The sequence below is a fragment of the Paenibacillus sp. FSL R10-2796 genome, from assembly GCF_037965315.1.
Lineage (GTDB): Bacteria > Bacillota > Bacilli > Paenibacillales > Paenibacillaceae > Paenibacillus_AQ > Paenibacillus_AQ odorifer.
Genome location: NZ_CP150178.1, coordinates 939,114 through 965,916 on the forward strand (window position 1 = coordinate 939,114; position 26,803 = coordinate 965,916).

Sequence of the window (26,803 nt, forward strand, 5' to 3'; positions counted from 1 at the left end):
TTGGTGTTTATTCAATTAAGCTTCCATCTTCTGTGCTGTGTAGAGGCGGTAATAAAGGCCCCGTTGTGCGATAAGCTCATCATGTGAGCCGCTTTCCGCGATGCCTTTGTTAGATACGTACATAATACGATCGCAGTTTTTTACGGTGGAGAGGCGATGCGCGATAATGAACGAGGTGCGTCCCTTAAGCAGTTCATTCAGCCCTTTTTGCAATAAGCGCTCAGTCTTCGCATCAATGGAAGAAGTGGCTTCATCCAAGATGAGAATGCGCGGATCTGCTAAAAGTGTTCTTGCGAACGAAATGAGCTGCCGCTGTCCTTGAGACAGCTTGGAGCCACGTTCATTGACCTCTGTCATGTAGCCTTGATCGAATTCACGGATGAATTCGTCGGCGCAAACGGCCTTTGCAGCGGCGATTACTTCTTCTTCGGTCGCATCCAGTCGGCCGTACCGAATATTGTCCAGAATGGTACCGGAGAAGATGAAGCTATCCTGTAACATAATCCCCATCTGACTGCGAAGAGATTTTAACGTCACCTGCGAGATATCCTGGCCGTCGATCAGAATCTGACCACTGGAAATGTTATAAAAGCGTGAGATCAGATTGACGACGGTTGTTTTGCCCGCACCTGTGGGTCCTACCAGCGCGATGCTTTCTCCCGCTTTGACCTTGAAGGAGATATTCTCCAGAATATTAAGCCCCGGGTCATAGGCGAAAGTTACATCGTCGAAGGTGACATGGCCCTGTACAGATGGCAGTGTTTTTGCATCCGGGATATCACTGACGGTAACCGGTTCATCCAGCGTTTCGAAGATACGCTCAAGATAGGCAACGGCGTTGATGAAGTTATTGTACAGGTTCGAAAGATTCAGAATCGGCTGCCAGAAGCGGGCAGCGTAGCTGCTCATCGCCAGAATGACACCGAGGGTCATGTCTTGAGGACTCAGTGTTAATAGGCCCACAAGGAAAATTAATGATGTAACGATTGTAGACAAGTTGTCTACAGAGAACGGAATAAGTAAGTTGTAACGTTGAGCCTTCATCCATTCTTTACGGAAATTACCCGCGAGACGTGTGAAGATTCCTTCGTTACGTTGTTCCCGGGAGAACATTTGTGTCACACCAATACCGCTGATGCTCTCTTGCAGATAGGCGTTCAGGTTAGAGCTTTTGTTGGACACTGCTTGCCATGCCCGGCGTTGCCGGGTTTTGATCAGCAGCATGATGCCAAGGAAGACTGGCAGTCCGGCAAGGATGACAAATGAGAGTCGTACATCGACAGCGAACATGAAGGCTGCGATAAAGAGCAAATTCACGATTTCTAGAATAAAGTTGATAATCCCGTTGGACAGCACATCTGAAACGGCGTTGACGTAGTTTACGACCCGGATAAGGATCTTGCCCTGTGGACGGTCGTCATAATATTTAAAAGGCAATTCTTGCAGATGCTTAAACAAATCCGTTCGGATGTCAAAAATAATATCCTGCCCAACACTCGTCATGATGCGCGAGCGTATCGTAGCCAGATAAACACTGACCACGATGGTCACAAGCATCAGTGCAGCCCAACCCAGCAGTGCAAGCTTCTCTTTTGCCGGAATGGTCACGTCGATGACATGTTGCATGATCAGCGGAGCCGACAGTGAAATGGCTGCTGAAAGTGCACTGAGCACGAACGCAACAATCATTGGCGTTTTCTTTCGTTTGATATATACCATCGCACGCCGGAAGTGTTTTATATTAAACGGCGATTCAAGATTTTCATCGACGTCAAATTTATTCCTTGCCACTTGCGGTCACCTGCCTTCCAATACCCTCGTTCTGCAGTTTAAACACTTCGTAATAGTAACCACGTTTCGCTAGCAGTTCAGTGTGAGTCCCTTCCTCAACTAGCTTCCCGCCATCCAGAATGAGAATACGGTCGGCTTGCGAGGTAGTAGATACACGCTGCGCAATAATAATTTTCGTACAAGGATAGTCCAGTTCACGTAGACTTTTTTGGATGTGCTCCTCCGTCTCAAGGTCGACCGCAGAGGTCGTATCATCGAGAATCAGGATAGGACGGTGTACCGCCAAAGCACGCGCTAAGGCGATACGCTGCTTTTGTCCCCCCGATAGTCCGACTCCGCGTTCCCCGACAACGGTATCATAACCTTCAGGCATTTTGGTAATGAAGTCGTGTGCGGCTGCGAGCTCTGCATAACCCATTGCATCTTCTTCCGGAAGATCAGGATCGCCATAGGCGATGTTTCCATCAATGGTATCAGAGAACAAGAGTACATCTTGGGTCGCCATGCCGATATTTCCACGAAGTTCATCAAGCTCCAGCTGCCGAACATCAACACCGTCTACGAGTACGCGCCCTTCTGCTACATCGTAGAAGCGAGGGATGAGGTTGATGATTGTTGTTTTGCCTGATCCTGTCGCGCCCATGATTGCTACAGTTTCACCGGGTTCAACGGTAAAGCTAATATCGTCCAGTACGATAGCGCTATCATATTTGAAGCGGACATGATCGAATTCAATACGGCCTTCATAACGGCGTTTGTCAGTGACAGTATGCTCATTAACAATATTTGGCCGGGCATAATAGATATCTACGATTTTGGACAAGCTCGCAAAAAAGCGCTGAATGTCGTTGATAATGATACCGATGTTGCGCATAGGGTTGGATATAGCCCAAATAAGCGAAGAGAAGGCCATAAACTCACCGAAGGTGATCCGGCCGTTCATAAGGAACAAACCACCAACCAACATAAGGATTACGTTGAAGCCCTGAGCGAAGGATTCCAGATAAGGAAAATAATCAAGCCATACAAGGGCGGCCTTTTTGTTCGCTGTAGAATAGTTGACATTCTTCTCTGTGAATTTTTCGACCTCGAATTCCTCACGGGCAAAAGCCTTGACCACACGGTTGCCTGAGATATTCTCCTGTGTAGTCGTGTTAAGCTGGGACAGCCGTTCACGCAGGTCAATATACATAGGACGGACGCGTTTAGCGAATATGTAAGCCACGATAAAAATGGGCGGTGACAGGATAAGCATCCACAGCGTCAGTTCCGCATCTATGGTGAAAAAATAGATAACGGCGGCAAGGAAGATCGTTAGCGATTCAATGATCGTCTTAAAAATCCAGGCCATAGAGTGACGGACCATGTCCAGATCGCCTGTCATCTTGGTCATGAGATCGCCGGTGCGATTATGATCGTAGTATTTTCTGTCCTGTCCCTGAATTTTGTTGTACAAATAAATGCGGACATGGTACATCATATTTTGCGAGGATATCTCGTACTGCATGGTCGTGAAATATGCGAGACCTGTGCGCAGTAGAGAAAATCCGATCATGCCCAGACAGAGCATAATCAATAATTGCCGTTCTTGTGTAAGATTCTGCAGGGCGTTGTCACCGGCTATAAACGTATCGACAATGCGCTGACTGATGTACGGATTCACGATTGTAAGACTTGAGCCCACCACCGAAAGGCAGAGTGCCAGAATATATCGCGTCCGGTTTCCCTCTAGGTTCTGCCATAGCCATTTCAGTTCGAACATCTGATCACCTGTTTCTGATTGTTCTTGTTCTTTCACTCTTGCCTGAAAAGAGTAAATAAAACAAAGTGATTATAACATTATCAAATGACTAAGTATCGTTTACGGTAAAATTTCCTTGTTACATTATTGTTACAAAAAAATGAACTTATTAATGATGTGAATTTCACCTTGTGTAATGAGGGTTTGCCATTCGGGCTTGGGCGTTCTAATTATGATAAACTGAGACAATGTAGAGTAATTAGACTTAGTTCGGATAGGGACAGGAGGAAGAGGAATGAGTTTTGTTGCTGTAAAAGGGGAGTACAAGCGTTACAAGATGGGCGAGAATGTAATTGTCGCGAATGACGGGATTGATTTTGAGATAAAAAAAGGTGAATTTGCCGTGATCGTCGGCCCAAGTGGTGCGGGTAAATCTACGGTGCTTAATATTCTGGGTGGCATGGATTCCGCCGATGAAGGTCAGGTCATTGTGGATGGCATTGATATCGCCAAGTTTAGTGCCAAGGAGCTGACAGGCTACCGCCGAAATGACGTAGGTTTTGTATTTCAGTTCTATAATCTAGTACCTAATCTGACCACACTGGAAAATGTTGAGCTTGCTTCGCAGATTTCCCCGCGTGCACTAGATGCACGTAAGGTGCTGGAGGATGTGGGTCTGGGCGCGCGGTTAGATAATTTCCCGGCTCAGTTGTCCGGTGGTGAGCAACAACGTGTCGCTATCGCCAGAGCGTTGGCTAAACAGCCGAAGCTGCTGCTCTGCGACGAGCCGACAGGGGCGCTTGATTATAACACCGGCAAGCAGGTGCTGAAGCTGCTGCAGGATACTTGTCGTAACACCGGGACAACGGTCATCGTAATTACACATAATCTGGCGATCGCTCCGATGGCTGACAGGGTTATAGAGATTAACAACGCTAAGGTACGGAAGATGGTGATCAATCCTTCGCCGGTATCCGTTGACGATATTGAATGGTAAGGAGAAGGCATCTATGAAAAAGCGAGCATTGTGGAAAGATATTTTTCGTGAAATTGGGCATACCAAAGCCCGGTTTATTTCGATTTTTGCAATTATTATGTTAGGCGTCAGCTTTTTTGCCGGAATCAAGGCTACTGGGCCAGATATGCTGAATACAGCTGGAACCTTTTACAAAGAGCAGCGCTTGATGGATCTGAAGGTGCAGACTAACTACGGCCTGACCGAAGACAACATTGGATTACTCAGAAATGTACAGGGGATCGATGAGATTCAACCGAGCTATAGTGCAGATGTATTCATAGGTGATAATGCCTTAATACTTAAAGTCAATTCTTACAACACGGATAAACCACTTAATCAATACCGTATAATTGAAGGCCATCTACCGGAGCATTCCGGTGAAATCGTGCTGGACGATAAGCTAGCGGAAGAATATGCGTTGGGTGACAAGGTATCTTTCAGTGGAAACGGTACGGATGCGGAGTTGTCGAACAGCTTCGAGACATTGGAGTATACCGTAGTTGGCTTTGTTAGAAGTCCACAGTTTATTGAGCAAAGTACCCGGGGCACCAGTGGGATCGGCAAAGGTACGGCGGATGCGTTCGCCGCGATCCCGGAGTCAGATTTCAAGCTTCCGGTGTATACGGAAGTCTATCTGTCCTTTAAGGATACAACCGGGGTGAAGGCTTATTCGCCGGAATATGAAGATCTGATCGAACAGCATACCCATGCTGTAGAGCAGGCGATGTCCGGCGTGCCGGAAGCACGGCTTGCTGAGCTGCGGGCGGAAGGCGAGAAAGAGCTTTCTGGTGGCCGCGCAAAGGTGACCGCCGCCGAGCAGCAGCTTGCGGATTTGCAGCGCCAGCCGGAGGAAGTGCAGCAGGAACAGGCTGCAAGTATGAAGGCAATTGCTGCCGGACTTGCTTCTGCCAAGGAGGAATTGGCGGCAGGGGAGCAAAAGCTTGCAGAGCTGGAGCAGCTTAAGGTCTACGTTACTGACCGAAGCGCTAATCCGGGATATGCCGAATATAAAGATAACGCTGATCGGTTGTCGGCGATTGCCAGTGCGTTTCCTGTGTTCTTTTTCCTGATTGCTGCGCTGGTCAGCTTGACGACCATGACACGGATGGTTGAGGAGCATCGCCTGCAGATCGGGACACTGAAAGCACTTGGTTATGGCAACCGCGACATTATGGCCAAATTTCTGGTCTATGGTACGCTTGCCAGTCTGGCGGCTTCAATTGCGGGTCTTGCGGTTGGTTTTACCCTGTTTCCGGGTATTATCTACGATGCGTATAGTGCAATCTATAATTTACCGGATATCACGAAGAACTTCTATCTTTCGTATTCGATCATATCCGTTATCGTAGCGTTAATATGTACTACGTTGACGGCGTGGATTGCTTCACGGGTAGAACTGCGCAGCAATGCTTCCGTATTGATGCGTCCGAAGGCACCAAAGAGTGGCCAGCGTATTTTACTGGAGCGGATCACTTTTATATGGAAGAGATTGAGCTTTGTCCAAAAGGTTACCGCACGGAATATATTCCGCTATAAGCAGCGGATGTTCATGACTGTATTCGGCGTGGCTGGCTGTACAGCGCTGATCCTGACGGGATTTGGTCTCAAGGATTCAATTGGCAGCATCGCCGGGTCGCAGTTCGGCACGATTATGAAATATGATGCACTTGTGGCGCTGCATGAAGATGTGTCTGCCGATGTGCTAAAGGCCTACGACCAACTAATCACTGGTGAATCTGCAGTAACTGGGACGCTGAGTGTGGCGCAAGAACGGATGACCGCACATGCTAGTGGTGTAAATGACCAAGAGGTTCATCTGTTCGTTCCTACCTCCGTTAACTCTTTATCCGATTTCGTGGAGTTGCGTGATCGAAAAAGTGGAGAAGGACGGATGCTTACGGATGATGGGGCTATTATCTCAGAGAAGCTAGCTAAGCTGTATGGGCTGGAGTCTGGCGATAAATTGACCGTGGTGGACAAAGATAATGAAACATTCGAGATTGAGGTCGCGGCGATTACAGAGAATTATGTAATGCACTATGTTTATATGACACCGGCGTATTATGCTTCTGTGTTCGGAGAAAAACCAGTATTCAACACAGAACTTCTGAACTACACCGCACATGATAAAACATGGGAAGACAAATTTGGTGAGAAGCTGACGGCTAATGAGGGCGTCGCTGCTATCAGCTTTTCCAGCAGTGTAGGTTCCGCCTTCGATGAGACTATGAAGAGTATGGACGTTGTAACTTTGGTGCTCATTGTTTCAGCGGCGGCGTTGGCTTTTGTCGTCCTCTACAATTTGACCAATATCAATGTGTCCGAGCGGATCCGGGAGCTGTCAACCATTAAGGTACTGGGCTTCTACGACAAGGAAGTAACCATGTATATTTACCGCGAAAATATGCTGCTTAGCCTACTCGGTATTGTGGCTGGATCGGGTCTCGGCATAGTGCTGCATAGCTTCGTCCTGAAGACGGCCGAGCTGGATGCGACGATGTTCGCTCCGATCATCAAGTGGCCAAGTTATATTTATGCGGCGCTCCTAACCCTATTGTTCTCCGGTATAGTCATGGCGTTCATGCATATTAAGCTCAAACGAATCCATATGATAGAGGCTTTGAAGTCGGTGGAATAGCATCTAAAAATGCCAGAGCTGCGGCTCTTTCTATGAAATAGCTTCACTGGAGTCCGAAACTATGCCTCAAAGGCGATAAATGAGCAAATAGCGCCATCTGGGTCCGTAAGTAACTGGGGATGGTTAGGAACTGACGCTATCAGATGCCAACCGACGATATCGGACGATATTGGACGCTATTGGACGCTATCGGACCCTAACGGACCCAGATGACCTTAAACGCCGGATTATCCGCCAATTTCAATGTTATCGGACTCCATGGCAGCTATTGGCATAAAAAACGCCAGAAATGATGCACTTTCTATAGAATAGCGACACTGGAGTCCGAAACTATGCCTCAAAGGTGATAAATGAGCAAATAGCGTCATCTGGGTCCGTAAGTAACTGGGGATGGTTAGGAAACGACGCTATCGTTCGCTATCGATGCCATCCGATGATTTCTGACGATATTGGATGCTATCTGAAACTATGCCTGACGCTATCGGACCCAGATGACCTTAAACGCCGGATTATCCGCCATTTGGAATGTTATCGGACTCCATAGCAGCTATTGGCATAAAAAACGCCAGAAATGAGGCTCCTTCTATAGAATAGCGACACTGGAGTCCGAAACTATGCCTCAAAGGCGATAAATGAGCAAATAGCGTCCTCTGGGTCCGTAAGGAACAGGGGATAGTTAGGACCCGACGCTATCGTTCGTTATCGCTGCCATCCGATGATTTCTAACGATATTGGATGCTATCTGAAACTATGCCTGACGCTATCGGACCCAGATGACCTTAAACGCCGGATTATCCGCCATTTGGAATGTTATCGGACTCCACAGCAGCTATTGGCATAAAAAATGCCAGATGTGAGGCTCTTTCTATAGAATAGCGACACTGGAGTCCGAAACTATGCCTCAAAGGCGATAAATGAGCAAATAGCGTCATCTGAGTCCGTAAGGAACAGGGGATGGTTAGGACCCGAAGCTATCGGACGCTATTGGACGATTTCTGACGATATTGTACGCTAACGGACCCAGATGACCTTAAACGCCGGATTATCCGCCATTTGGAATGATATCGGACTCCATAGCAGCTATTGGCATAAAAAACGCCAGAAATGATGCTTTTTCTATAGAATAGCGACACTGGAGTCCGAAACTATGCCTCAAAGGTGATAAATGAGCAAATAGCGTCATCTGAGTCCGGAAGCAACAGAGAGCTTTGATTTGGCGATGTGCATGAGGGTATATGCGTAGATTTAGAAGTGAATTTAGAAGTAGAAGTAGAAGTAGAAGTGGAAGTAGAAGTAGATACAGCTGAACCGAATACTCGGAGCCGCTACGCCTATCTACGCCTAGCTTCTCCTATCCGCTCCTAGCTTCGCCAACCTAAACTGCAGACAACTAAACAACAGAGCTGCGTTCTCAAACGAGAGAATCGCTGCTCTGTTGTCTTTTTTACAATATTAAAATGCATTGAACTGTCTCCTGCATAGGAAAAAGCTACTTAAGCGACATGTGCAGGATAGGAAAAGGATTACCTTGTTCGTCGAGTGCTGAACGCTCAAAAACCTGAAATCCCATATGCTCATAGAAACCTAAAGCTTGGGGATTTTGCTCATTCACATCCACGAGGTGTACGGCGAGTTTCTGCATGACATAAGCTACTAGCGCTTTTCCAACCCCTTTTCCCATTGCAGCAGGTTCTACGAACAGCATTTCAATCTTTTTATTCTGAACCCCTATGAAGCCAAGCAACTGTTCCTCATCATCTGTAAAAGCAAACAAATCGCTTATGCCCTCAAGCGCCTGCGTGACCAGCGGCCGCAAAGCATCAATATCCTGCTCGGATAGAAAAAGATGAGTATGCCGCACGGATGATTCCCAAATGTTCAGTAGACGGTTTAACAATTCTTCATTTCTAGTTGTGAAGATTTTTATTGAGTCCATATCTTTCCCTCACGATTCAATCTAATTCGAAGAAGAAGCTGCAGCCGCAGCTGATGCAGCCGCTGCCCCGGCAAGAGCAGCCTGTTGCGCAATTATAATATTGGTAATGTTGGTAGAAAGCATCGTAGTTAATACGCCGTTTTGCACATCCTCCACAGATCTGAAGGCTACCAGTGCAGAAGACAAGAGCAGTAATTCCTGCTTGCCAATAGACCAGTTCCCGAAGCCCTTTTTTGTACGCAAAAATTCGTAAGTCTCCGAGACATCAGTAACGATGTCCTCCTTGTTGCAAGGGAGCAGGGATAACACGCCCAGTGAGGAGAGGGTATATTCCTTGTCTAGCCGGATACCCTCTGCACGAAATGCATCTCTTAATGCCAATACACGGTCCGCTGCTTGAGGGGCTTCTTCCCCAAGAACCAATACCTGGGTCAGGGCTTGCACACTGTTGCCTGACATAAACTCGGGCTTAAGCGTTACATAGAGCTGCTCCATGCGGTCCACGCCACTCTCAACATCGATATCGGAAAGACCAAGCATCGCGGAGAAGATATAATCGTCCTGTCCGGTAAGGAAACGATGTTTTGCCTTCATACTATCGTAAAATAGCTTTGCCCGTTCTACCGTATGCTGATATTGATCCGATGTTGCATTAGCAGCGATTTGATAGGCAGCAACGACGAGATAATCAGAGGCTCTGAATTTGGCTTCCTTCATTAAATCATACACGGCAAGTGTGTTTGCAAGCAGAGTTTCCTTCTCGTCAGAAAGAGAGAGCAGGGCAGCAATGCTGATCACCGAAGTCCCTCTAAATTGAGAGAAAATCCCGGTACTCTCCTTAATTAGCTCATAGCTGGCACGGATGGCTTCGTCATCTGCAACTTTGTCTTCTACAGCATACAATAGTGCCGCTAACCGATTAACCATTGCATTTTGCCATGGAAAAGATTTTTTGATCCTCTGAGCGTTGTCTGCGAACAATTCAGGCCTAGCTGGATATTGCTCCTTCATTGGATACACCTCTTATCTCTACTTTTAATTCATAACATTACGAAAATCCTGTGTTGTAGATTCATTTTACTATAAAAAATAAATCGGATGCCCACGAAAGCGGCTTACTAATAGGCTAGAGGTTGTTCAGGTGACCCCATGATTGAGTTTACTATGAGGATGTTATAATAATTATAAGATGGATCGACAGAGGTTTAAATGACAACAAAGGAGAAGAGCGACGATGACTGAGAGAATACCTGAAATCGTATTGAACGATGGAGTGAAGGTGCCTGCGATTGGTTTTGGTACCTACGCGTTAAACGGAACTGAGGGAGCACAAAACATCACTAAGGCGATTGATGTTGGCTATCGTCTGATCGACACTGCGTTTAATTATGAGAACGAAGGTGCTGTAGGCCAGGCTGTTCGGCAAAGTTCTGTGCCTAGGGAAGAGCTACTCATTACTTCCAAACTGCCAGGACGCCATCACTCTTATAAAGAAGCGTTGTCTACTATACAGGAGTCTTTATTCAGAGCCGGATTGGATTACTATGATTTCTATCTCATCCACTGGCCTAACCCTAGAGTGAATTTATATGTTGAGGCCTGGCAGGCGATGATCGAGGCACGTAAGCAAGGTTTGATTCGCTCCATCGGTGTATGTAACTTTTTGCCGGAGCATATTGAACGTTTGATACAAGAAACTGGTATAGCGCCGAGTATGAATCAGATTGAGCTGCATCCTCATTTTAATCAGGAAGAGCAACGTGCATGGAACAAAGAGCATGGGGTAGTGATTGAATCGTGGAGTCCATTGGGACGGGCTAGCAGTGTACTGGAAAATGAGGAAATAGCGGAAATAGGCAAGGTTCATAATAAATCGATATCGCAGGTTATCTTACGTTGGCATATACAGCTTGGGGCTATTCCCATTCCAAAGGCTTCTTCTCTAGAGCATCAGCGTGATAATCTGAATATTTTTGATTTTGAATTATCGGAAGCTGAGATGACCGTTATTTCCGCATTAACCTCGCCAACAGGTCGCATAGCTGATCAAGATCCCGCATCGTATGAAGAATTTTAATAAATTTAACTACGACACGCCATTTATTGGCGTGTTTTTTTATATTAGACTCTTACTAGCGCTTTGGCATACTGTTTGCCAGACGAGAGTAGGTTGTCGCTCAGTTCAGGATCTTTAACCGTCCGTGCAAGAACAAGGGAGCCAACCATAGTACTGAACAGTGCACTACCTTTGGACGCGTCAATTCCCGCCAGATTAGAGATAAAAGCAATCATCCGTTCCAGTTCCTGCGTGAATACCTGCCGAACTTCTTCTGAGGAACGGGATATTTCGCTAGAAAGGGCAGGGATAATGCAGCCCATCTCCATTTTGTCGCGGTGATACGGACTTAAATAATAATCAATGACAGCATTGATTTTGGGGTTCTGCTCTTCCTGGTCAGCGACCTTCTGCAGAAGTGCGATGGTATCGCTGATGGCATACCGGCAGGCTTCCGCGACAAGCTGTTCTTTGTTGTCAAAATGGGAATAAAACCCGCCATGAGTTAATCCGGCCCCCTTCATAATGAACGGAACGCTTACATCGTGAATACCGTTGGTGCGAAAAGCCTGAGCAGCACTTTCAACGATTTTATTTCGAACTTTTATTTTATGACCTTTGGGATACGGCATTGTAATCACTCCACAGCTTCATAGTTCTACTTTTAAAATATTATAGGCGTCATAATAAAGCCTGTCAATTTAGCGATTCTGAGAAAGTTAGCTTGTGAAAGGCGAGGCAAGGTTATTGACTGTTTTAAAATATGATGGTAATAATATATTACGATCATCATATTTTAAAAAAGTTCAACAGGAGGTATCAGGAGATGAGTAAGCTTGAAGCCGTAGAAACATTGGTCATTGGATCAGGTCCGGGAGGTTATGTGGCGGCGCTGCGATCTGCACAGCTTGGGATGAAAACGGCGATTGTTGAACGCAACCAGCTTGGCGGAGTCTGCACGCATGTTGGATGTATCCCATCCAAAGCATTAATTGCTGAATCACATCGCTATGATTTGCTCAGTCCTTTCAATTTTGCAGATGCGTCAGCATCTTTTAAAAATGCTCAGGATTTTAAACAAGGAGTTGTGAATAAGCAGACAGGTGGAGTCAGTTATTTATTAAAGACTGCTGGGGTGAGCATTTTCGAAGGAGAGGCTAGTTTGGTTGATGAACATACAGCTATCATCAGTCAGTCTGGACAGGAGCAAACCTTATCCTTTAAAAACGCTATCCTGGCTACAGGATCTCGTCCGATTGAGCTGCCAGCCTTTCCTGTTGGCGGACGTATTTTGTCTTCCACAGAAGCACTGTCGCTCCCTGAGATTCCAACTAGCCTAGTAGTTATAGGTGGGGGCTATATTGGTGTCGAGCTGGGGCAGATGTATGCCAAATTCGGAACAAAGGTAACGATTCTGGAAGGGGGAGAACAAGTGCTGCCTGGATTTGAGGCGGAGCTTGTGAGCCCTGTTGGAACGCAGCTGAAAGCCGATGGCATGAAAATTATTACCGGAGCGACAGCTGTGGACGTAGTGGAGAGTGCAGATACCATTACACTGCATTATTTAAAAAATCAGGAACAGCAGCATGTTACAGCGGAATATGTGTTAGTTACTGTGGGCAGAAAACCAAATACAGACGGCAATTTAGGACTAGATCGCATAGGCTTGCCAGTGACGAGTAGGGGATTGATTGCGACGGACGAACAGTGCAGAACAGCTATCCCGCATATTTTTGCAATTGGAGATATTACGGCAGGCCCGACTCTCGCTCATAAGGCATCGTACGAAGCAAAGATTGCGGCAGAGGCCATTGCAGGTCTCTCCTCCGAAGTTGATTATCGAGCCATCCCGCTCGTTGTTTTTTCGCACCCAGAGCTGGCCAGTGTCGGCTTAAGTGAAACAGAAGCAAAGGCAAGAGGCATTTCGCTGGTTATTGGCAAATCCTCCTTTGGGATTAACGGAAGAGCCTTGGCCTTGAGGGAGACGGAAGGTTTCGTCAAGCTTGTAGCGGACCTAAATTCAGGAGTCGTAGTGGGTGCGCAAATCGTTGGAGTAGAGGCATCCACACTCGTGTCGGAGCTTGCTCTTGCTATTGAGATGGGAGCCACTGTGGAGGACTTGGGGATGACCATTCACCCTCATCCCACATTGGGAGAAGTAATTATGGAGGCTGCTGAAAATGCAGTTAAAAAAATGGTGATGAAAGAGAGTGGAAAATGAAGATAAAAGCAGGGCTATATATAGGAATTGCGATTGTGCTGATTGTTGGAGGGGCGCTTCTTGCTGTAAAAGGAAAGGATGCAGTCAGTCAGGCTGAGAGCAGGAAACAAGGGATTCTGGATGCGGAGCAGAAGACAATATTTTATCAGAATAGTCCAGGGTCAATTGTCGAGGTCGGTGTGGCTGCAGGTGATTCTATAAAACAGGGAGAGGTGCTGTTTAAGGTTAAATCTGCTGAAGGAGAAACGGATGTAGTTGCGCCGGAGGACGGATCAGTCAACAAGATTATTGTAAAGCCGGGAGATCTAGTCCAGCTAGGAATGCCAATGGCGGTTTTGCAAAAAAACAACTTTTATACAGATCTCTACATACAAGAAAGTGAAATCCAAAAGCTAGAGGTGAATCAAAGTATTGGCGTTCATTTTCCATATTTGGAGCACCCAACGGAGGTGACAGGTGTAATTACATCTATCGCAGCCGCGCCTCAATTTGCGAGCTTACGTATGTCACGTGAAAAAGGGCAAGCCGATTTAAGCATGTTTCTTGTCCGTGTAACTATGGATGGGAATGCTGATTTGCTTCCGGGGATGACAGCGGAGGTGAAGCTCGATGAAGTCACTGATTGACGAATGGAAGTACGTGGCGGGCAGTAAGTATTTACGCCTGATTTTTATAGGTCCGCTTATTGCGGCCCTATTTTTTGGCTTAATGTTCTCGAAGAACCAAATCAGCGAATCGCATGTTGTTGTCATTGATGAGGATCACAGTTCGTATTCACGACAGCTGATCTCAAAGATAAATGCCTCTCCATATATGAACGTAACAAATGTGTACTCCAGCCGCCTGAACCCAGAGACGTTACTAGCAAATGAGCAGGCTGTAGCGGTCATCATGCTTCCCAAAGAGTTGGGGCAACATCAGCAGCAGGGGATATCAACGAATATTGGCATCTTAATGGATAATACAATGCCATCAGGGTTAACCGGCATCCGGACTGCGATTCAGGAAGTCATCCAGACGGAAAATGTGACTCTTTCTATGACCCGGCTCCTCCAAAAGGGGGTGGATGCCGAAACCTCTAAAGGGCTTGCTTCTCCGTTATCTCTCCAGCAGCGGATGTTGTTTAACCCGACCACAAGTTATGTGGGTTTTATGGTCATTGGATTTGTGAATATTGTGGTGCTGATGATTACAACAAGCGCAGCGGGTTCAATTGTCCCTCGGTTGCGGCAGGAGGGGAAACTCTTTGCAAACGGGAAGTCTCCTTGGCAGATTTGGGTTCGCAGTGTACCTTACGCTGTTTTGACCACTATTTCGCTGCTCCTATGTTATGGCTTATTAAAGCAGGTGGGGGGAATGCGCTTTGAAGCAGCGCCTTATCTGTTTATTATTCCACTGTTTGTATATGCCTTTGCCTTGTCGCTTATGGGTCTGTTGATTGGTTATACTGCCAAAGACGTGTCCAAAGTTAATTTACGAACCAATTTCGTGTTGTATCCGTCGTTTCTTGCTACTGGAATCCAGCTGAGTCCACTTGCCTTTCCAGAGTTCTTTCAAATTTCCGCATGGGTATTACCTATGAACTGGCTTAATCGCCTCATACGTGGAATGGCTTTTCGGGATGGGGCGCTAACAGCCTACAGTCAGGAGCTGGGGGCGCTGCTGATGATTATCGGCGTTGTATCCTTATTCATTGGATTGCTGGTGCTTAGGGAGATGAAGAAACCAGAGATTCAGTTCTCAGAATCAGTCAGCGCTTGAGTAATTTGATCTAGTCTAGTTTAGTCCAGTCGTGCAAACCGTTGTTCTGTTTTATCAAGATGCTTCACCCGCTCTTCTAAGCTGCGATCTGACATCCCGGCATAATTATACCAACGGAGGTTCTTCCGTATTCCCATTTTGCGGAAGGTGCCTCTGAATAGAATTTTGGTGATGGGGTTGCCAAAAATCCAGCGATAAAAGAAGTCGGGCGTGTTCATTACGGTCAGCAGGGACACTCCTTTAATATTCGGGAGCAAGCATTTGAAGGGCCGCCCAGGTTTAGTTTCTTTGTAGACAATGCCTTTTGCGAATACCTTATCAAGAAAACCTTTGGTAAGAGCGGGCATGGCTTCCCACCATATAGGGAAAATGAAGACAATATGATCCGCTGCTATAAGACGCTGCTGATAATTGGCGACTAGCGGGTCGGTGGTTCTCTTTTGCCGCCAAGCAGTGAGTTCTTCGTGCGACATGACGGGATCAAATCCATTGGCATGCAGATCGATAAGATCAATCGTATGGCCTTTGGTGGTGAGACCTCGCATTACGGAGGCTAATAAGGCTGCGGAATAGCTTCGCTGATGGGGGACATTCTCGGACGCTGTTGCTCCGTATGGATGATCAAAAATAATTAAGACATTCATATAAATACCTTCTTTTCGTATTATTGTTTCCTTGAAATTAAATATTAACTATGGAAACAATAATACGTTTTAAGTTTCCTTGTTGTCAATATTATTTCTAGGAAACTTTATTTATGATCTGTGTCTTGTTAAAATGAGCATAAGATGAATTTACGAGGAGACTTAACAGTGACGCATTCTTTCGAGAACTTACCTAATAAGGATATTTTGATAAAAAAACTGATAGAGATGATTCCCCAACTACAAAAGCGATTTCAATCGGAGGATGATGAAGAGAAGGAATGGTTGATTCAGAACTGCAGTAATCCCCTTATCATTGATTTCCTCCAAGACTCCACAGTCATGATGCTGCATGTAATAGATGCGATTGGACAGCTTGAGCCGGTGAATGGCACTACCATTTCGAAGCAATTCGGAATTCCGAAAGGCAGCGTGTCCAAAATCACTAGAAAATTAGTGCAACAAGAAATTATTCGCACGGAGTTTCTCCCCGATAATAAAAAAGAAGTGCTGTTTCTTACAACACCTCTAGGGAAAGAAATATTCGATTTGCATTTAGCCCTACATAAGCAGATGAATAAAGGGATAAACCGGTTTCTACAGAGATATAACCCAGATGAATTGTTATTTATAATCCAAGCCTTCGAGGATACTTTGGAAGCGTCATGGGTTCATTCGGAATCGGTTGCTGAAGAAGAACTATTAAACACTGGAGAATCTCTTGAGGCAATGAAAAACGATGAAATGAGTCAAATCGTAGACATGCTTAACCAACTGGATACGCGTAACCTCAAAAAGGCTAAGGCAGTTCTCCAAGCTATGTTTTTCACCCCTTTTGATTAGCTTTATATTTTTTGATAATGGCTTATTTTCTTTTCACCCTTCCACAATTGCTCTAAAAGCATGGCCAGTATAGTGCCGACAAGCAGACCATTACTGCAAATATATCGAAGTGTGGAAGGAAGACTCTGAAATACCGCTGGAGGCAAAAACATAAGTCCGATGCTCACCAACAACGTTATTCCTAGTATCGTTAATCGGCGATGATCAAGCTGTTCCCGCAAAAAGGATTGGAATGCAATCCCTACGATTTGTACAAAAGTAGCTAGAAGTGCTGCACTGGCTACTGGCGCTGGAAGTAACGCTAGCACATTGACAACGGACGGCATAAGCGCGATAACGGTTAGTAACAGACAGGCCATAAGAAATGGCCGAATTCGCTTTTGCCCCGTTAATTTCATAAAGCCCGCCGAGGCTGGCAATGGAACAACGCCTATCGTTGAGAATAGGGCGGCTAGTATATGAGAGATCCCTCCCGTCCAAATCCCTCGACTTAATGCTGTTTTTTCATCTTTCGGTACAACCAGAACTACTTGTTTTACAGCGGAAATAGAAGAAATTGTATTGGATACTAACAAAAACGTAAACAACAGTGAGGTAATCACGATCCCTAGATCGAATTGAGGTACTCCCCAAGCAAAAATTTGAGGGAACTTCAAGACGGGAGTTGAAGCTGTAAATGTTAGCCTCACTTTCCCCAATGCTGCAAATAGTCCCGAACCCAAGCCGATTCCAATCAGTACGGCGTAACTACTAATCCATCCTCTTCCTTTAATAGAGAGAAAAATAACAAGTCCAAAAATAAAAAAGGATATGAGTGCTGCCATAACATCTGGTTCGGCGCTTGTTCCCTGTAATCCAAGCATGCCCTTGACTAATACACCGCTTAATTGCAAGGAGAGAATGAACAAAAATGAACCTGAAACTAAGGGTGTAAATAAAAATTGAAGCCTATAAACTAGCCCTGTAGTTCCTAATACGAAGAGAAGAAGACCGGCTACGATTAATCCTCCTTCTAGAATTTGTAATGTATGCATCTGATCTTGCCCTTGAATGAAGGCTAAGTTGCCTAATATGACAAAGATACTTACCCATGATCCCGCAGGTCCATCTGCAATAGGGTATTTATGTCCGAAGCACCCCTGAATAAACGAACTGATTCCTACAACGAAAAACGTCCGCTGCATTAAGGTTGAAATTTGTTCAAACGACAATTGAAAAATACCTCCAATGACAATGGGCAGAGCCACTGCATTGGCTAGCAAAAAAATAAACCATTGTACAGTACTGAGACTATTAGTAACGCGTTTATTCTCCATATCAACTCACCTTTACTATTGTTAACTTTACAATCTATACGGAAAATGAAAGCCACCTTTCGATTTGAAATCGTTAAAAGGTGGCTTGCTTATTAATCTATTACCATTTGCGATATGGCAAAAACTTTCCGTTCATCGTCAGAATGATGCGGTCACCGTTCGGATCTTCTTGCTTTTGTACGTCGAATTGGAAATCGATTGCGCTCATGATACCTTCGCCAAGCTTCTCCAAAACAAGTTCTCTAATCGTTGGACCGTATACAAGCAGCATTTCGTATAGGCGATACAATCCTGGATCTGTAGGCGGCATATCGATGACATCACCACGGTGTGGGATTTGTGCGAGCGCTTGAACCACTTGTTCGTCGAGTTCAAGCAATTCCCCCATTTTATCTGCTTCATTACGTGTCATTGTTGCTTGACCCAACAGTGCAGTTACAACCCAGCTCTCTGAATGCTCGCTTACCTTTGCGATTTCGCCCCAAGTTAATCCTTTTGCAAATTTAGCGTCCAATATCTGTTGTGTCGCTTCTTTTCTATTCATATTTCATTGCTCCCTTTAGTTTAGTATAATGAGTATCGCTTAGTGCTTGTCGTGGCCTGTTACTTGTTCATATCCATTTACAATCAGATCGAGTTTACCAGTGTCTGGTGCAATCACCAGACCATGAACAGCTATCTCTTTCGGAATGAGCGGATGATTACGCACCAGATCTATGTTTCCTCTAATCGAATCTACGACATTCGTAAAGCCGAACAACCATTTATGAAGATCGATACCTGCATATTCAAGTGAAGAAAGAATTTCTGGTGTCGCGACTCCGCGATCCATTATTTTTTGAAGTGTTCCTTCAGGGTTGCTTTGACTCATACCACAATTGTGGTGACCGATGATATAAATTTCTTCCGCATTCAGTTCGTAGACAGCCGTTACGATACTGCGCATAATGCTTCCAAATGCATGGGTAATCGTTCCACCTGCTGTTTTGATGACTTTGGCATCCCCATTGTGTATGTTTAGGGCTTTAGGCAGCAGCTCAATCAGTCGAGCATCCATGCATGTTACGACAATCATGCGTTTTTTAGGGAATTTCGTTCCCTCATAAGGTAGATACTCCTTGTCTTCTACGAACTGATCGTTATACTCCAAAATTTCTTGTAATAGCATTCTTGGGCCTCCTTTGAAGTGTTTTAGTTATCACTGTTTCAATGGCTACTAACTAGTGAATCAGGATATAACTAAGTATAGATATTCATGCTTAAATGCTGAATAAGTTGGCGAAACGCTATATGTCCATTTGCTTTCATGACGAAAGGATTGATTTTTATTTTTGATCATATCGATTTTGCGATACTAGCATTACTAAGAGAAAACTCCAGAATTCAGTGGAAGGACATTGGCCAAAAGATACATATGACCGGCCAAGCGGTCGGAAATCGCATTAGGCGTTTAGAAGATTTGGGGGTTATCGAGCAATATACGATCGTTACTAATAAAGCAAAGCTAGGTCTGTCTATCACAGCCTTTATTACATTTTTTGTGGAATCAGCCAATCATCCTTTATTTCAGAAGTTCGTGATGGCAGAGGATGCTATTACCGAAGTGCATCGAATTAGCGGAGAAGGATGTTATGTATTAACCGGACATTTTGCTTCTAATGAGGAGCTTGAGGCATTTCTGGCTCAACTTTTGAATCATGGGAATTATCGAGTGAGTCTATCCATCGGAAAAATAAAATCTTAATCCATACAAAAAAGAGGGGCGTAGACCCCTCTTTTTTTTCCAATTTATAATTTTTGATAATGATGTAAGAGATTCTCTATTCTATTCTGAATCATTTGTTTTAAGGCTTCAGGTTTCACGGATGTAACAGCATGACCATATCGCATAAAATAATTAGCCAAGAAATCCTCTTCACCTGGATTATAGAATCCCTTAATGACTGTTTTCGGACCCACCTCTATTTCCATAGAAGGATAATGTTCTTTATAAAAAATATCCTTTGCTTGTTCCGCAATCCCAACTTCAAAGTCAATACTTTTCGCAGACTGATAGATTTCTAATGAACGACTAAGAAGTTCTTCTATAGAATAACGAGTTTTGTTTTCCTTTTCTTCAATGAAGGTTATTCGATCACATCTAAAAACTCTATATGTATTCGTCGTAAGCTCTATTCCAGTGGCATACCATTGACCAAACTTAGCGGAAATCCTAAAGAATTGAACAGGGTAGCGTTTTGTTTGGTTTTCTTTTGTATATTCAATGTTACAGGCACTCTCATTTAGAATACTTGCTAGGATTTTATCTAAAAAACGGCTGACATGCTTATGCTGATACATTTCGAATTGCAGGACCTTTTTCATTTTGTGAATCTGGTTGATTTGTGTACTCGATAGACAGTGCTCAAACTTTTCGTTTAGCTTGTTAACACTTAAATGAAAGGGTGTAGATTGATAAGATTCTAATGTCAGCATGGCAAAATACAGCGCATAGACTTCATCTATCGTGAAAATAATAGGGGATAACAATCTGTTTTTTAAAAGTCCATAACGTCCGTGTCTTCCATGTTCCGCGAAAATAGGCATACCTAATTGTTCTAATGAACTAATATCGCGTAGAGCTGTACTTTTTGAAATAGCGTATTTATCCATGAGATCACTTAAATTAAAGAATTCTCGATTGTTTAAGTACCTCATCATGTCATTTAACCGTTCTGATTTTTTCATATATAAAACTCCTTATAAAGGTGTCATGTTTTGATGCCTTTATATAGGATAATAAGTTTAAGGCCAGATATCAAATATATAAAAAGGAGAGATTTATACTATGAGTACAACCCTAGAAGTAGCTATTTTTTTATCGATGAATGGAAGAGCTAAGGAAGCTATAGAATTTTACAAGAAGCATTTTGATGCAGATGAATTGTTACGTGTTACCTATCAACAACTAGCAGAGCGTGACAGCTCCATACAGCTTACGGATGAAAATAAGGATTATATTACTCACTCTGTCCTGTTAATCGGAAAAACAAAAATAATGATAGCAGAAGATACAATGAATACGAATGAGAAATATACAGTGGGCAATAACACTTCATTATGTATTCAAAGTGCTGACTTAGAGGGGATTGAAGGTTTTTATAAAAGCTTAATCACAGACGAGTGCGTGAAAATTATTGCTCCGTTATCTAGCAATGTGTTTAGTAAAGCCTACGGTATCATTGAAGATCCCTTTGGTATTCAAATCCAACTCATGTTTGATGAAAGATTACATTAAAAAAGCTTCCTGCTTCTAAAACAAACTTAGTTTAATATTCAGCCGACTTAATTTCAGGTGTATTGTCCTGAGTTTGGCCGGCTTTTTTTGAGAGTGCTATCTGAGGAATATAAATTATTTCAATTCCCCGGTGTCCTTCATATATTGATAATGCTGAGTGAGCTGCTGAAGGGTCGTTTCTTCATTAAAACTGAAATCATTCGATAAAAAGTAAGCGCGTGAGAGATCCTTTTGATTTTCAAACTGGTAAGGCAGTTCATCAATGCGCCTTCCTCCCACGCGGCTGATCTCTGGGAATTCAGCAATCGCTTGAGACATTGCATAAATCTTTTGGGAGAACTCTGGGATTGAATTTGGTGGAATTGAAATCACATAATCGGTGGTTCTCAGGAACTCGAGAAAGCTAGTTTGGGTGAAATCTGTTTTCTGATAAGCTTCCCAAATAGCATCGGTATTCACGGGTTTACCCAGAATCCTTTGATAGACATCTGCATATTTTTTAATCCAGAGGACTTCCTCGTAATTCTTAGAAACGTTATATTTATCAGTTTTGTGAAGAGGATACTGGATAATGTACTGTTGGTAGTTAAATTTGATGTCTGGATTGAGCTTAGGGTAGAGCTCCAAAATGTCGGATCCATCGTCATTTTTTCCTATGACTCTTGAATATTCAAAATCAATAAAATAGTATGCCTTCATATATGCTAGAGCATTCTTCACATATTTATCTCCTGACTTGTGACTCCCCGAGAAGCACCCTGTCAACAGAATACAGCAAATGATCATCAGAATGGAGATTTTATAAGAGCCTCTCATCACTCATTCCCTTCTTTCATCTGTTCATAACTGCTAACAAATTGCCTATAGATTTCATAAGAGTCGTATGGTTCAGCAGAAGCGAAATTGTGGCGGATCAATTGCAGCTTTGTACTGCCTTCAAATCTGTATGGAAGTTCTATAGTGGAACCGAGCTGATTGACTAAATTCGGAGAAGGTGGTCTGTGCGGATAGAATCCCTTTATAATCTCATAAAAGTCCTTGGATAACGGAATGAAATCTTTTTCGGTAACTCCATCGATGATATATGGTGCGGTTCCATCCCTCTCGTATGTAGATTTGTAAATCTCCCCATACTTCAGCGTTTCACTGAAATAGTCAGAAGGGAACTTGAAATTTAAATGTCTGGCGTACAATGAGGGGGCATAAGCAAAGAAAAGACCGTCTAGATAACTTTCCTGATGTTGTTCCGAACGAAAAATTGAATAGTATGATTTCGCATAAATGGAACTGGCAAAAAATTTAATGTTCGGATCATTAATGGGAGATAAGATTAGTTTCTCATAACCGTCTTTGTTGGTTACGCCCGTCCGTTCTACTACTTTGAATTGTAGGTTGTATCTTGGGGAGAGTGTGTTCAGAATATCTTTTTCGTATCGATTGCCAGACTTTGGACCTGGTCCACAAGCTGTCAACAGTAGGATTAAGGCTAGAATGATCAGTAAGTAACCATAATTTGTTCTACTCATATACGCCTCCAGTATTTTGAATTTATGTCCATTATATACCATACCCCGTTTTCATAATTAAGTTAAGCGCGATTACCGATAAGAATAATAGATGGATACTGTGATTACCAAAAGCATGCCATTGTAATTATGTTTAAATGGAGGAAAGACGGATGAAGAGGATTTTCAGTATATTGCTGATGTTATTACTGGCTACACCAGCACTCGGCACTACTACCTTTGCGAGCAGTACGGTGAAGGCTAAGGTAACCGAGAGCAGTACATATTTTGATGGAGAACAGCGGAACCTGAATGGGTTCAACATATCGAATAACAATTATTTCAGACTACGCGATTTGGCAGAGTATTTCTCGGGAACGAGCAGCCAGTTTGATATCACTTGGAATAAAGCGAACAATGCGATTGAGATCATAACTGGACAAGCTTATACGCCCGAAAAGAAAACAACAATTAACTATTATAGCCGCAATAGAAATTATGCAGCTACGCTTTCAAATTCTAAGGTGCTGGTCAATGGACAGTTGCAGTCTATTACGGCGTACAATATTGATGATAACAATTATTTCCAGTTGAGAGATTTGGCGGGTAAAATTCCGTTCGATATTGAATTTGACGTTCAGTCTGATCGCATATCGTTATTCTCCAAAATCCCAGATCATGCTTACCGGGTAAAGACGGCGGCTGTAGCTGAGAGTAATGCGGAATCTTCTTATTTTCCTAGATGGAAAAGTACGGCCTCTTCTTATCTTGTGAATAATAAGGATGGGACTGTAAGTGTTATTGAGGCGAACAAAGAGTTTACGATTGAAACGTACAATGAGAAGTACGAACTAACAGGCAATAAGAGCATTCCTTTTGAGCTTCCGGTGTTTGGTGGATTCTTTAGTGGGGAGAAGTATAACTATATTGCTTTTGGCCAAGAGAACCGCGAAGAGAATGATAGCAAGGAAGTCATTCGTATTGTCCGTTATGATAAAAGCTTCAATAGAGTAGACAGTGTCTCCATAAAGGGTGGGGAGAGCTATACCGTTAGCCCTTTTGATTCAGGCTCCGGCAGGATGGCTGAAGCTGGAGATACGCTTGTATTTCACACTTCACGTACACGATACACGACAGAAGATAAATTAAATCATCAATCCCAGCTTACCATTATTGTAAATACTAAAACCATGACCGTGACCAATGATCTGGGAAGATTCCAGAAGAATCATGTCAGTCACTCTTTTGACCAATATGTATTGTTTGATGGTACTGCGCATGTTCTAGTCGATCATGGCGACGCTTATCCCCGTTCGATTGTTCTGAATAAAGGAGACGGAGCCAGTTATAACGAAGTGGACTTATTTAATATTCCCGGCAAAATCGGAGCGAACGCGACGGGTGTTTCTATAGGCGGATTTGAGATGTCCCCGGCGAACTATATAGTCGCTATGAATTCGGTAGATCATTCCCTAGTCAAAGAGTATACATCTTTTGAGATGGTGGGTTTAGAAACGGACCAAAGGGATGTCATACTTAGTGTGTTGCCCAAGTCCAACCTGAGCAGTACTTCGGTGAATCACATTACCTTGGCTAAATATGTAGGCACGAACCTGATCGCATCCATCCCTAAACTAGTAAAAATCACAGACGATAAAATGATGGTGCTGTGGCAGGAGTTTGATAAAGAGAATCATCCGGGTGATCTGAAATATGTTCTTATAGATGGAGCGGGAATAGCTACTAGCGACATCCAAACGATCAAGCATTTTGCCTTATCAGAGTGCAGTCCTATTATTAGTGGGGACAAAATCATTTGGTATACGAACAATAAGGGATCCAGAGTGTTCTATTCGATCCCGTTAAATTAACGGATTCAATTAATAACAAAGTGGGTAAATTAGACTATAAGCTATAAATAGGACCTTCTAAATAGAAGGTCTATTTTTTCACGCAAAAATCACATCATCCATGGAGGTCGCTATGCATCGCGTAAATCTAAACCAGGAACAATTCAACCAACAGGTGATTAATCACGCCTCCTTTGGGATCGCCCTTTTATCGCCAAATGGTTTGATTCTGACCGTAAACCCGGCCTTTGAGCAGACTTTTGGTTATTCCACTGAAGAGTTTGAGGGTATGCGGTTAGAAGACCTTTCTCACCCCGAGGATTTCGGCAACCTTCATGATTTAAAAGCAGTTTTGGGTGAGGAAACAGAAGTGCAGATGGAAAAGCAGTTTATCACAAAAAATGGAGATTATATTTGGGGACAGCTCACGCTCCACCTATTCAGCGACGAGTCGAACCAGCCAGCATACTTCATTTGCCAAATCGTTAACATTACAAAGCAAAAGGAATCCGAGCAACGCCTTCAGGAGTCTGTTGAACGGTATACGTCGCTTAAAAAATATAACCATGACGCCGTCATTTCTTTTGACCTTGACGGTCGAATCATTAACACCAATAGTATGGCGGAAAAGATAACGGGCTATGCCATCGAGTCCGAGTTGATCGGGATGAAGCTTGCGAGTCTGATTGGAGAAGAGAATGTCCAGCGCATTCTGGAAAGAGCCCTTTACGATAATACAGTTGAGCAGTATATCAATAAGCTTGTCACTAAGGACAGCGAAGTCGTTGAAGTGCTCACCAGCATTGCACCCATTTATGTGAACAATCATAATATCGGATTTTACCTTATATGCAAGGACATTTCCGAGCAAAGGCAATTGTCGCTAGCTAAGGAAGCCGCAGAATCCACGAATAGAGCTAAAAGTGAGTTCCTGGCTATGATGAGTCATGAAATTCGCACTCCCATGAACGGGGTGATAGGCATGACTGATATTCTGCTTGAAACAGAGCTTAATGAAGAACAACGTGAATATGTAGAAATCATTCGCAAAAGCGGAGGAATCCTGCTCAATATAATCAATGATATTCTTGATCTTTCAAAAATTGAGGCAGGCCGCAGCGAGCTACAAGAGGATACATTCGATCTGCGAACTTGCCTCAAGGACAGTTTTTCTGTTATTGCAATAAAAGCTGAACAAAAACATCTGGAGCTCACCAGCATCATAAATCATGATGTTCCTGACTTTATTTACGGTGACGAGGAACGCTTGAAGCAGGTGTTCTTGAACCTGCTAGGGAATGCTGTGAAATTCACACCCGCGGGCAGCATATCGGTAAAAGTGAGGCTTGTAAAGGATGATCCCTTCCTGCTGGCCTTTACGGTAACCGATACTGGCATTGGAATTGATCCTGATCGACTTACTGATATTTTTGAACCGTTTGAGCAGGTGGATAGCTTTATGATGCGGAGACATGAAGGCACGGGTCTTGGCCTTGCCATCAGCCGCAGAATTGTCGAAATGATGGGTGGTGAGATCTATGCGGAGAGTGACGGCAAGAGCGGTACGTCGGTTACCTTCACAATCAGGCCCAAGAAATCAGTGGTAATTCCTAGCCAAGAGGCTAACATTAACAAGCTTCATACCGCACGTGAGGCAAGAATTTTACTTGCTGAAGACAACTCTATCAATGCGCTAGTGCTGACCAAAATACTCGAAAAAATGGGTCACAGTGTTATCGCCGTCACAAACGGCATAGATGCGGTTGAAGCAGCACGGAAAGAACCCTTTGATCTTATTTTATTGGATCTTCACATGCCCATTATGAACGGTATAGAGGCTATGAAGATGTTAAGAGATGAGCATCAAGAGAAATGTCCGCCCATCATCGCGGTCACGGCTAATGCTTTGAAGGGTGACCGTGAAAACTGTCTAGCTGCCGGGATGGACGAGTATATCAGCAAGCCTGTAAAGCGTGAAGTCATCGTAAAGATGTTAGATCAGTTTGTGATCTAATATAAACAGCATAACCTCTCAGTGATATTATCCCCTTCAGGTGAACAGTAAAAAGTCAGTCCATTACTGTTACACTTGGAGGGGATCGCTCTATCCATTGAATTACATAGCATTGCACGTTATACTTTGATGAGAAATACGGACCCGCTTATCATATAACAGATCCGTCCTTCTATAAGGTATGGATCTTAT

The 26,803-nt window shown here is 43.8% G+C and carries 23 protein-coding genes; 11 read left to right on the forward strand and 12 right to left on the reverse strand.

Annotated elements, in window-relative coordinates:
• Positions 1-15: 15 nt before the first annotated feature.
• Both NST58_RS04260 and NST58_RS04265 read right to left on the reverse strand, forming a co-directional pair.
• Positions 16-1,791, reverse strand: a complete 1,776-nt coding sequence (locus NST58_RS04260; RefSeq protein WP_036684845.1) for an ABC transporter ATP-binding protein — start codon at positions 1,789-1,791, stop codon at positions 16-18.
• Complete coding sequence (locus tag NST58_RS04265) at positions 1,778-3,553, reverse strand: ABC transporter ATP-binding protein (protein ID WP_339246417.1); 1,776 nt, start codon at positions 3,551-3,553, stop codon at positions 1,778-1,780. Before NST58_RS04265 ends, NST58_RS04260 begins: the two co-directional genes overlap by 14 nt.
• A gap of 274 nt (positions 3,554-3,827) precedes the next feature.
• On the opposite strand from NST58_RS04265, the gene NST58_RS04270 reads away from it, so the two are divergent.
• Positions 3,828-4,529 (forward strand): ABC transporter ATP-binding protein, encoded by a 702-nt coding sequence (locus NST58_RS04270; RefSeq protein WP_036684849.1) that lies wholly within the window; start codon positions 3,828-3,830, stop codon positions 4,527-4,529.
• A gap of 13 nt (positions 4,530-4,542) precedes the next feature.
• Positions 4,543-7,188 carry an FtsX-like permease family protein gene (locus tag NST58_RS04275; protein WP_339246420.1) on the forward strand — a complete coding sequence of 882 codons (2,646 nt, stop codon included), beginning with the start codon at positions 4,543-4,545 and terminating at the stop codon, positions 7,186-7,188.
• A gap of 1,489 nt (positions 7,189-8,677) precedes the next feature.
• On the opposite strand, the gene NST58_RS04280 is transcribed toward NST58_RS04275, so the two are convergent.
• Positions 8,678-9,124, reverse strand: a complete 447-nt coding sequence (locus tag NST58_RS04280; protein WP_076190108.1) for a GNAT family N-acetyltransferase — start codon at positions 9,122-9,124, stop codon at positions 8,678-8,680.
• A 21-nt stretch (positions 9,125-9,145) separates the two neighbouring features.
• Positions 9,146-10,135, reverse strand: a complete 990-nt coding sequence (locus NST58_RS04285) for a DUF4003 family protein (protein ID WP_339246423.1) — start codon at positions 10,133-10,135, stop codon at positions 9,146-9,148.
• 223 nt (positions 10,136-10,358) lie between these two features.
• On the opposite strand from NST58_RS04285, the gene NST58_RS04290 reads away from it, so the two are divergent.
• Positions 10,359-11,201 carry an aldo/keto reductase gene (locus tag NST58_RS04290; RefSeq protein WP_076190110.1) on the forward strand — a complete coding sequence of 281 codons (843 nt, stop codon included), beginning with the start codon at positions 10,359-10,361 and terminating at the stop codon, positions 11,199-11,201.
• 44 nt (positions 11,202-11,245) lie between these two features.
• On the opposite strand, the gene NST58_RS04295 is transcribed toward NST58_RS04290, so the two are convergent.
• Positions 11,246-11,812 carry a TetR/AcrR family transcriptional regulator gene (locus NST58_RS04295; protein WP_076185118.1) on the reverse strand — a complete coding sequence of 189 codons (567 nt, stop codon included), beginning with the start codon at positions 11,810-11,812 and terminating at the stop codon, positions 11,246-11,248.
• A gap of 194 nt (positions 11,813-12,006) precedes the next feature.
• Here NST58_RS04295 and lpdA point away from each other — a divergent pair, with 194 nt between their 5' ends.
• From lpdA to NST58_RS04310, 3 genes are read left to right on the forward strand one after another with little or no spacing between them, the layout of a single operon-like run.
• Positions 12,007-13,401 carry a dihydrolipoyl dehydrogenase gene (gene lpdA / locus NST58_RS04300; RefSeq protein WP_339246428.1) on the forward strand — a complete coding sequence of 465 codons (1,395 nt, stop codon included), beginning with the start codon at positions 12,007-12,009 and terminating at the stop codon, positions 13,399-13,401.
• Positions 13,398-14,027 (forward strand): acetyl-CoA carboxylase biotin carboxyl carrier protein subunit, encoded by a 630-nt coding sequence (locus NST58_RS04305; RefSeq protein ID WP_076308495.1) that lies wholly within the window; start codon positions 13,398-13,400, stop codon positions 14,025-14,027. The genes lpdA and NST58_RS04305 overlap by 4 nt, the downstream gene beginning before the upstream one ends.
• Positions 14,011-15,162, forward strand: a complete 1,152-nt coding sequence (locus NST58_RS04310; protein ID WP_339246432.1) for an ABC transporter permease — start codon at positions 14,011-14,013, stop codon at positions 15,160-15,162. Before NST58_RS04305 ends, NST58_RS04310 begins: the two co-directional genes overlap by 17 nt.
• A 20-nt stretch (positions 15,163-15,182) precedes the next feature.
• On the opposite strand, the gene NST58_RS04315 is transcribed toward NST58_RS04310, so the two are convergent.
• Complete coding sequence (locus NST58_RS04315; RefSeq protein ID WP_339246435.1) at positions 15,183-15,806, reverse strand: NAD(P)H-dependent oxidoreductase; 624 nt, start codon at positions 15,804-15,806, stop codon at positions 15,183-15,185.
• Positions 15,807-15,974: 168 nt separating this feature from the next.
• Between NST58_RS04315 and NST58_RS04320 the strand changes: the two genes are divergently transcribed.
• On the forward strand, positions 15,975-16,649 hold the full coding sequence (locus NST58_RS04320) for a winged helix DNA-binding protein (RefSeq protein WP_339246438.1): 675 nt from the start codon (positions 15,975-15,977) through the stop codon (positions 16,647-16,649).
• Between the two features lie 2 nt (positions 16,650-16,651).
• Here NST58_RS04320 and NST58_RS04325 read toward each other — a convergent pair whose 3' ends face one another.
• The 3 genes from NST58_RS04325 to NST58_RS04335 all read right to left on the reverse strand — a co-directional run bounded on the left by NST58_RS04325 (position 16,652) and on the right by NST58_RS04335 (position 19,133).
• A complete protein-coding gene (locus tag NST58_RS04325; protein ID WP_339246441.1) occupies positions 16,652-17,965 on the reverse strand; it encodes a purine/pyrimidine permease in 1,314 nt (437 codons plus the stop codon).
• Between the two features lie 100 nt (positions 17,966-18,065).
• On the reverse strand, positions 18,066-18,509 hold the full coding sequence (gene cynS, locus NST58_RS04330; protein WP_076302909.1) for a cyanase: 444 nt from the start codon (positions 18,507-18,509) through the stop codon (positions 18,066-18,068).
• 39 nt (positions 18,510-18,548) lie between these two features.
• Positions 18,549-19,133 carry a carbonic anhydrase gene (locus NST58_RS04335; protein WP_076302910.1) on the reverse strand — a complete coding sequence of 195 codons (585 nt, stop codon included), beginning with the start codon at positions 19,131-19,133 and terminating at the stop codon, positions 18,549-18,551.
• Positions 19,134-19,271: 138 nt separating this feature from the next.
• On the opposite strand from NST58_RS04335, the gene NST58_RS04340 reads away from it, so the two are divergent.
• Positions 19,272-19,709: an Lrp/AsnC family transcriptional regulator gene (locus tag NST58_RS04340; RefSeq protein ID WP_076185110.1), complete on the forward strand. Its 438-nt coding sequence runs from the start codon at positions 19,272-19,274 to the stop codon at positions 19,707-19,709.
• Between the two features lie 44 nt (positions 19,710-19,753).
• Here the strand turns inward: NST58_RS04340 and NST58_RS04345 are convergent, their stop codons facing one another.
• Positions 19,754-20,692 carry a YafY family protein gene (locus NST58_RS04345; RefSeq protein ID WP_339246444.1) on the reverse strand — a complete coding sequence of 313 codons (939 nt, stop codon included), beginning with the start codon at positions 20,690-20,692 and terminating at the stop codon, positions 19,754-19,756.
• Positions 20,693-20,792: 100 nt separating this feature from the next.
• Between NST58_RS04345 and NST58_RS04350 the strand changes: the two genes are divergently transcribed.
• Positions 20,793-21,242, forward strand: a complete 450-nt coding sequence (locus tag NST58_RS04350) for a VOC family protein (protein ID WP_339246446.1) — start codon at positions 20,793-20,795, stop codon at positions 21,240-21,242.
• A gap of 114 nt (positions 21,243-21,356) precedes the next feature.
• Here NST58_RS04350 and NST58_RS04355 read toward each other — a convergent pair whose 3' ends face one another.
• Both NST58_RS04355 and NST58_RS04360 read right to left on the reverse strand, forming a co-directional pair.
• Positions 21,357-21,962 (reverse strand): hypothetical protein, encoded by a 606-nt coding sequence (locus NST58_RS04355; protein ID WP_139329906.1) that lies wholly within the window; start codon positions 21,960-21,962, stop codon positions 21,357-21,359.
• A gap of 95 nt (positions 21,963-22,057) precedes the next feature.
• Positions 22,058-22,768, reverse strand: a complete 711-nt coding sequence (locus NST58_RS04360; protein ID WP_248549440.1) for a hypothetical protein — start codon at positions 22,766-22,768, stop codon at positions 22,058-22,060.
• A gap of 152 nt (positions 22,769-22,920) precedes the next feature.
• On the opposite strand from NST58_RS04360, the gene NST58_RS04365 reads away from it, so the two are divergent.
• On the forward strand, positions 22,921-24,618 hold the full coding sequence (locus NST58_RS04365) for a hypothetical protein (protein ID WP_339246448.1): 1,698 nt from the start codon (positions 22,921-22,923) through the stop codon (positions 24,616-24,618).
• Between the two features lie 112 nt (positions 24,619-24,730).
• A complete protein-coding gene (locus tag NST58_RS04370; RefSeq protein ID WP_312148542.1) occupies positions 24,731-26,611 on the forward strand; it encodes a PAS domain S-box protein in 1,881 nt (626 codons plus the stop codon).
• The last annotated feature ends 192 nt before the right edge of the window (positions 26,612-26,803 follow it).

Excerpts from the sequence above, each read along its gene's own strand:
- NST58_RS04265 (WP_339246417.1), bottom strand. The coding sequence starts at position 3,553 with ATGTTCGAACTGAAATGGCTATGGCAGAACCTAGAGGGAAACCGGACG.
- NST58_RS04270 (WP_036684849.1), top strand. The coding sequence starts at position 3,828 with ATGAGTTTTGTTGCTGTAAAAGGGGAGTACAAGCGTTACAAGATGGGC.
- NST58_RS04275 (WP_339246420.1), top strand. The coding sequence starts at position 4,543 with ATGAAAAAGCGAGCATTGTGGAAAGATATTTTTCGTGAAATTGGGCAT.
- NST58_RS04280 (WP_076190108.1), bottom strand. The coding sequence starts at position 9,124 with ATGGACTCAATAAAAATCTTCACAACTAGAAATGAAGAATTGTTAAAC.
- NST58_RS04285 (WP_339246423.1), bottom strand. The coding sequence starts at position 10,135 with ATGAAGGAGCAATATCCAGCTAGGCCTGAATTGTTCGCAGACAACGCT.
- NST58_RS04290 (WP_076190110.1), top strand. The coding sequence starts at position 10,359 with ATGACTGAGAGAATACCTGAAATCGTATTGAACGATGGAGTGAAGGTG.
- NST58_RS04295 (WP_076185118.1), bottom strand. The coding sequence starts at position 11,812 with ATGCCGTATCCCAAAGGTCATAAAATAAAAGTTCGAAATAAAATCGTT.
- lpdA (WP_339246428.1), top strand. The coding sequence starts at position 12,007 with ATGAGTAAGCTTGAAGCCGTAGAAACATTGGTCATTGGATCAGGTCCG.
- NST58_RS04305 (WP_076308495.1), top strand. The coding sequence starts at position 13,398 with ATGAAGATAAAAGCAGGGCTATATATAGGAATTGCGATTGTGCTGATT.
- NST58_RS04310 (WP_339246432.1), top strand. The coding sequence starts at position 14,011 with ATGAAGTCACTGATTGACGAATGGAAGTACGTGGCGGGCAGTAAGTAT.
- NST58_RS04315 (WP_339246435.1), bottom strand. The coding sequence starts at position 15,806 with ATGAATGTCTTAATTATTTTTGATCATCCATACGGAGCAACAGCGTCC.
- NST58_RS04325 (WP_339246441.1), bottom strand. The coding sequence starts at position 17,965 with ATGGAGAATAAACGCGTTACTAATAGTCTCAGTACTGTACAATGGTTT.
- cynS (WP_076302909.1), bottom strand. The coding sequence starts at position 18,509 with ATGAATAGAAAAGAAGCGACACAACAGATATTGGACGCTAAATTTGCA.
- NST58_RS04335 (WP_076302910.1), bottom strand. The coding sequence starts at position 19,133 with ATGCTATTACAAGAAATTTTGGAGTATAACGATCAGTTCGTAGAAGAC.
- NST58_RS04340 (WP_076185110.1), top strand. The coding sequence starts at position 19,272 with ATGACGAAAGGATTGATTTTTATTTTTGATCATATCGATTTTGCGATA.
- NST58_RS04345 (WP_339246444.1), bottom strand. The coding sequence starts at position 20,692 with ATGAAAAAATCAGAACGGTTAAATGACATGATGAGGTACTTAAACAAT.
- NST58_RS04350 (WP_339246446.1), top strand. The coding sequence starts at position 20,793 with ATGAGTACAACCCTAGAAGTAGCTATTTTTTTATCGATGAATGGAAGA.
- NST58_RS04360 (WP_248549440.1), bottom strand. The coding sequence starts at position 22,768 with ATGAGTAGAACAAATTATGGTTACTTACTGATCATTCTAGCCTTAATC.
- NST58_RS04365 (WP_339246448.1), top strand. The coding sequence starts at position 22,921 with ATGAAGAGGATTTTCAGTATATTGCTGATGTTATTACTGGCTACACCA.
- NST58_RS04370 (WP_312148542.1), top strand. The coding sequence starts at position 24,731 with ATGCATCGCGTAAATCTAAACCAGGAACAATTCAACCAACAGGTGATT.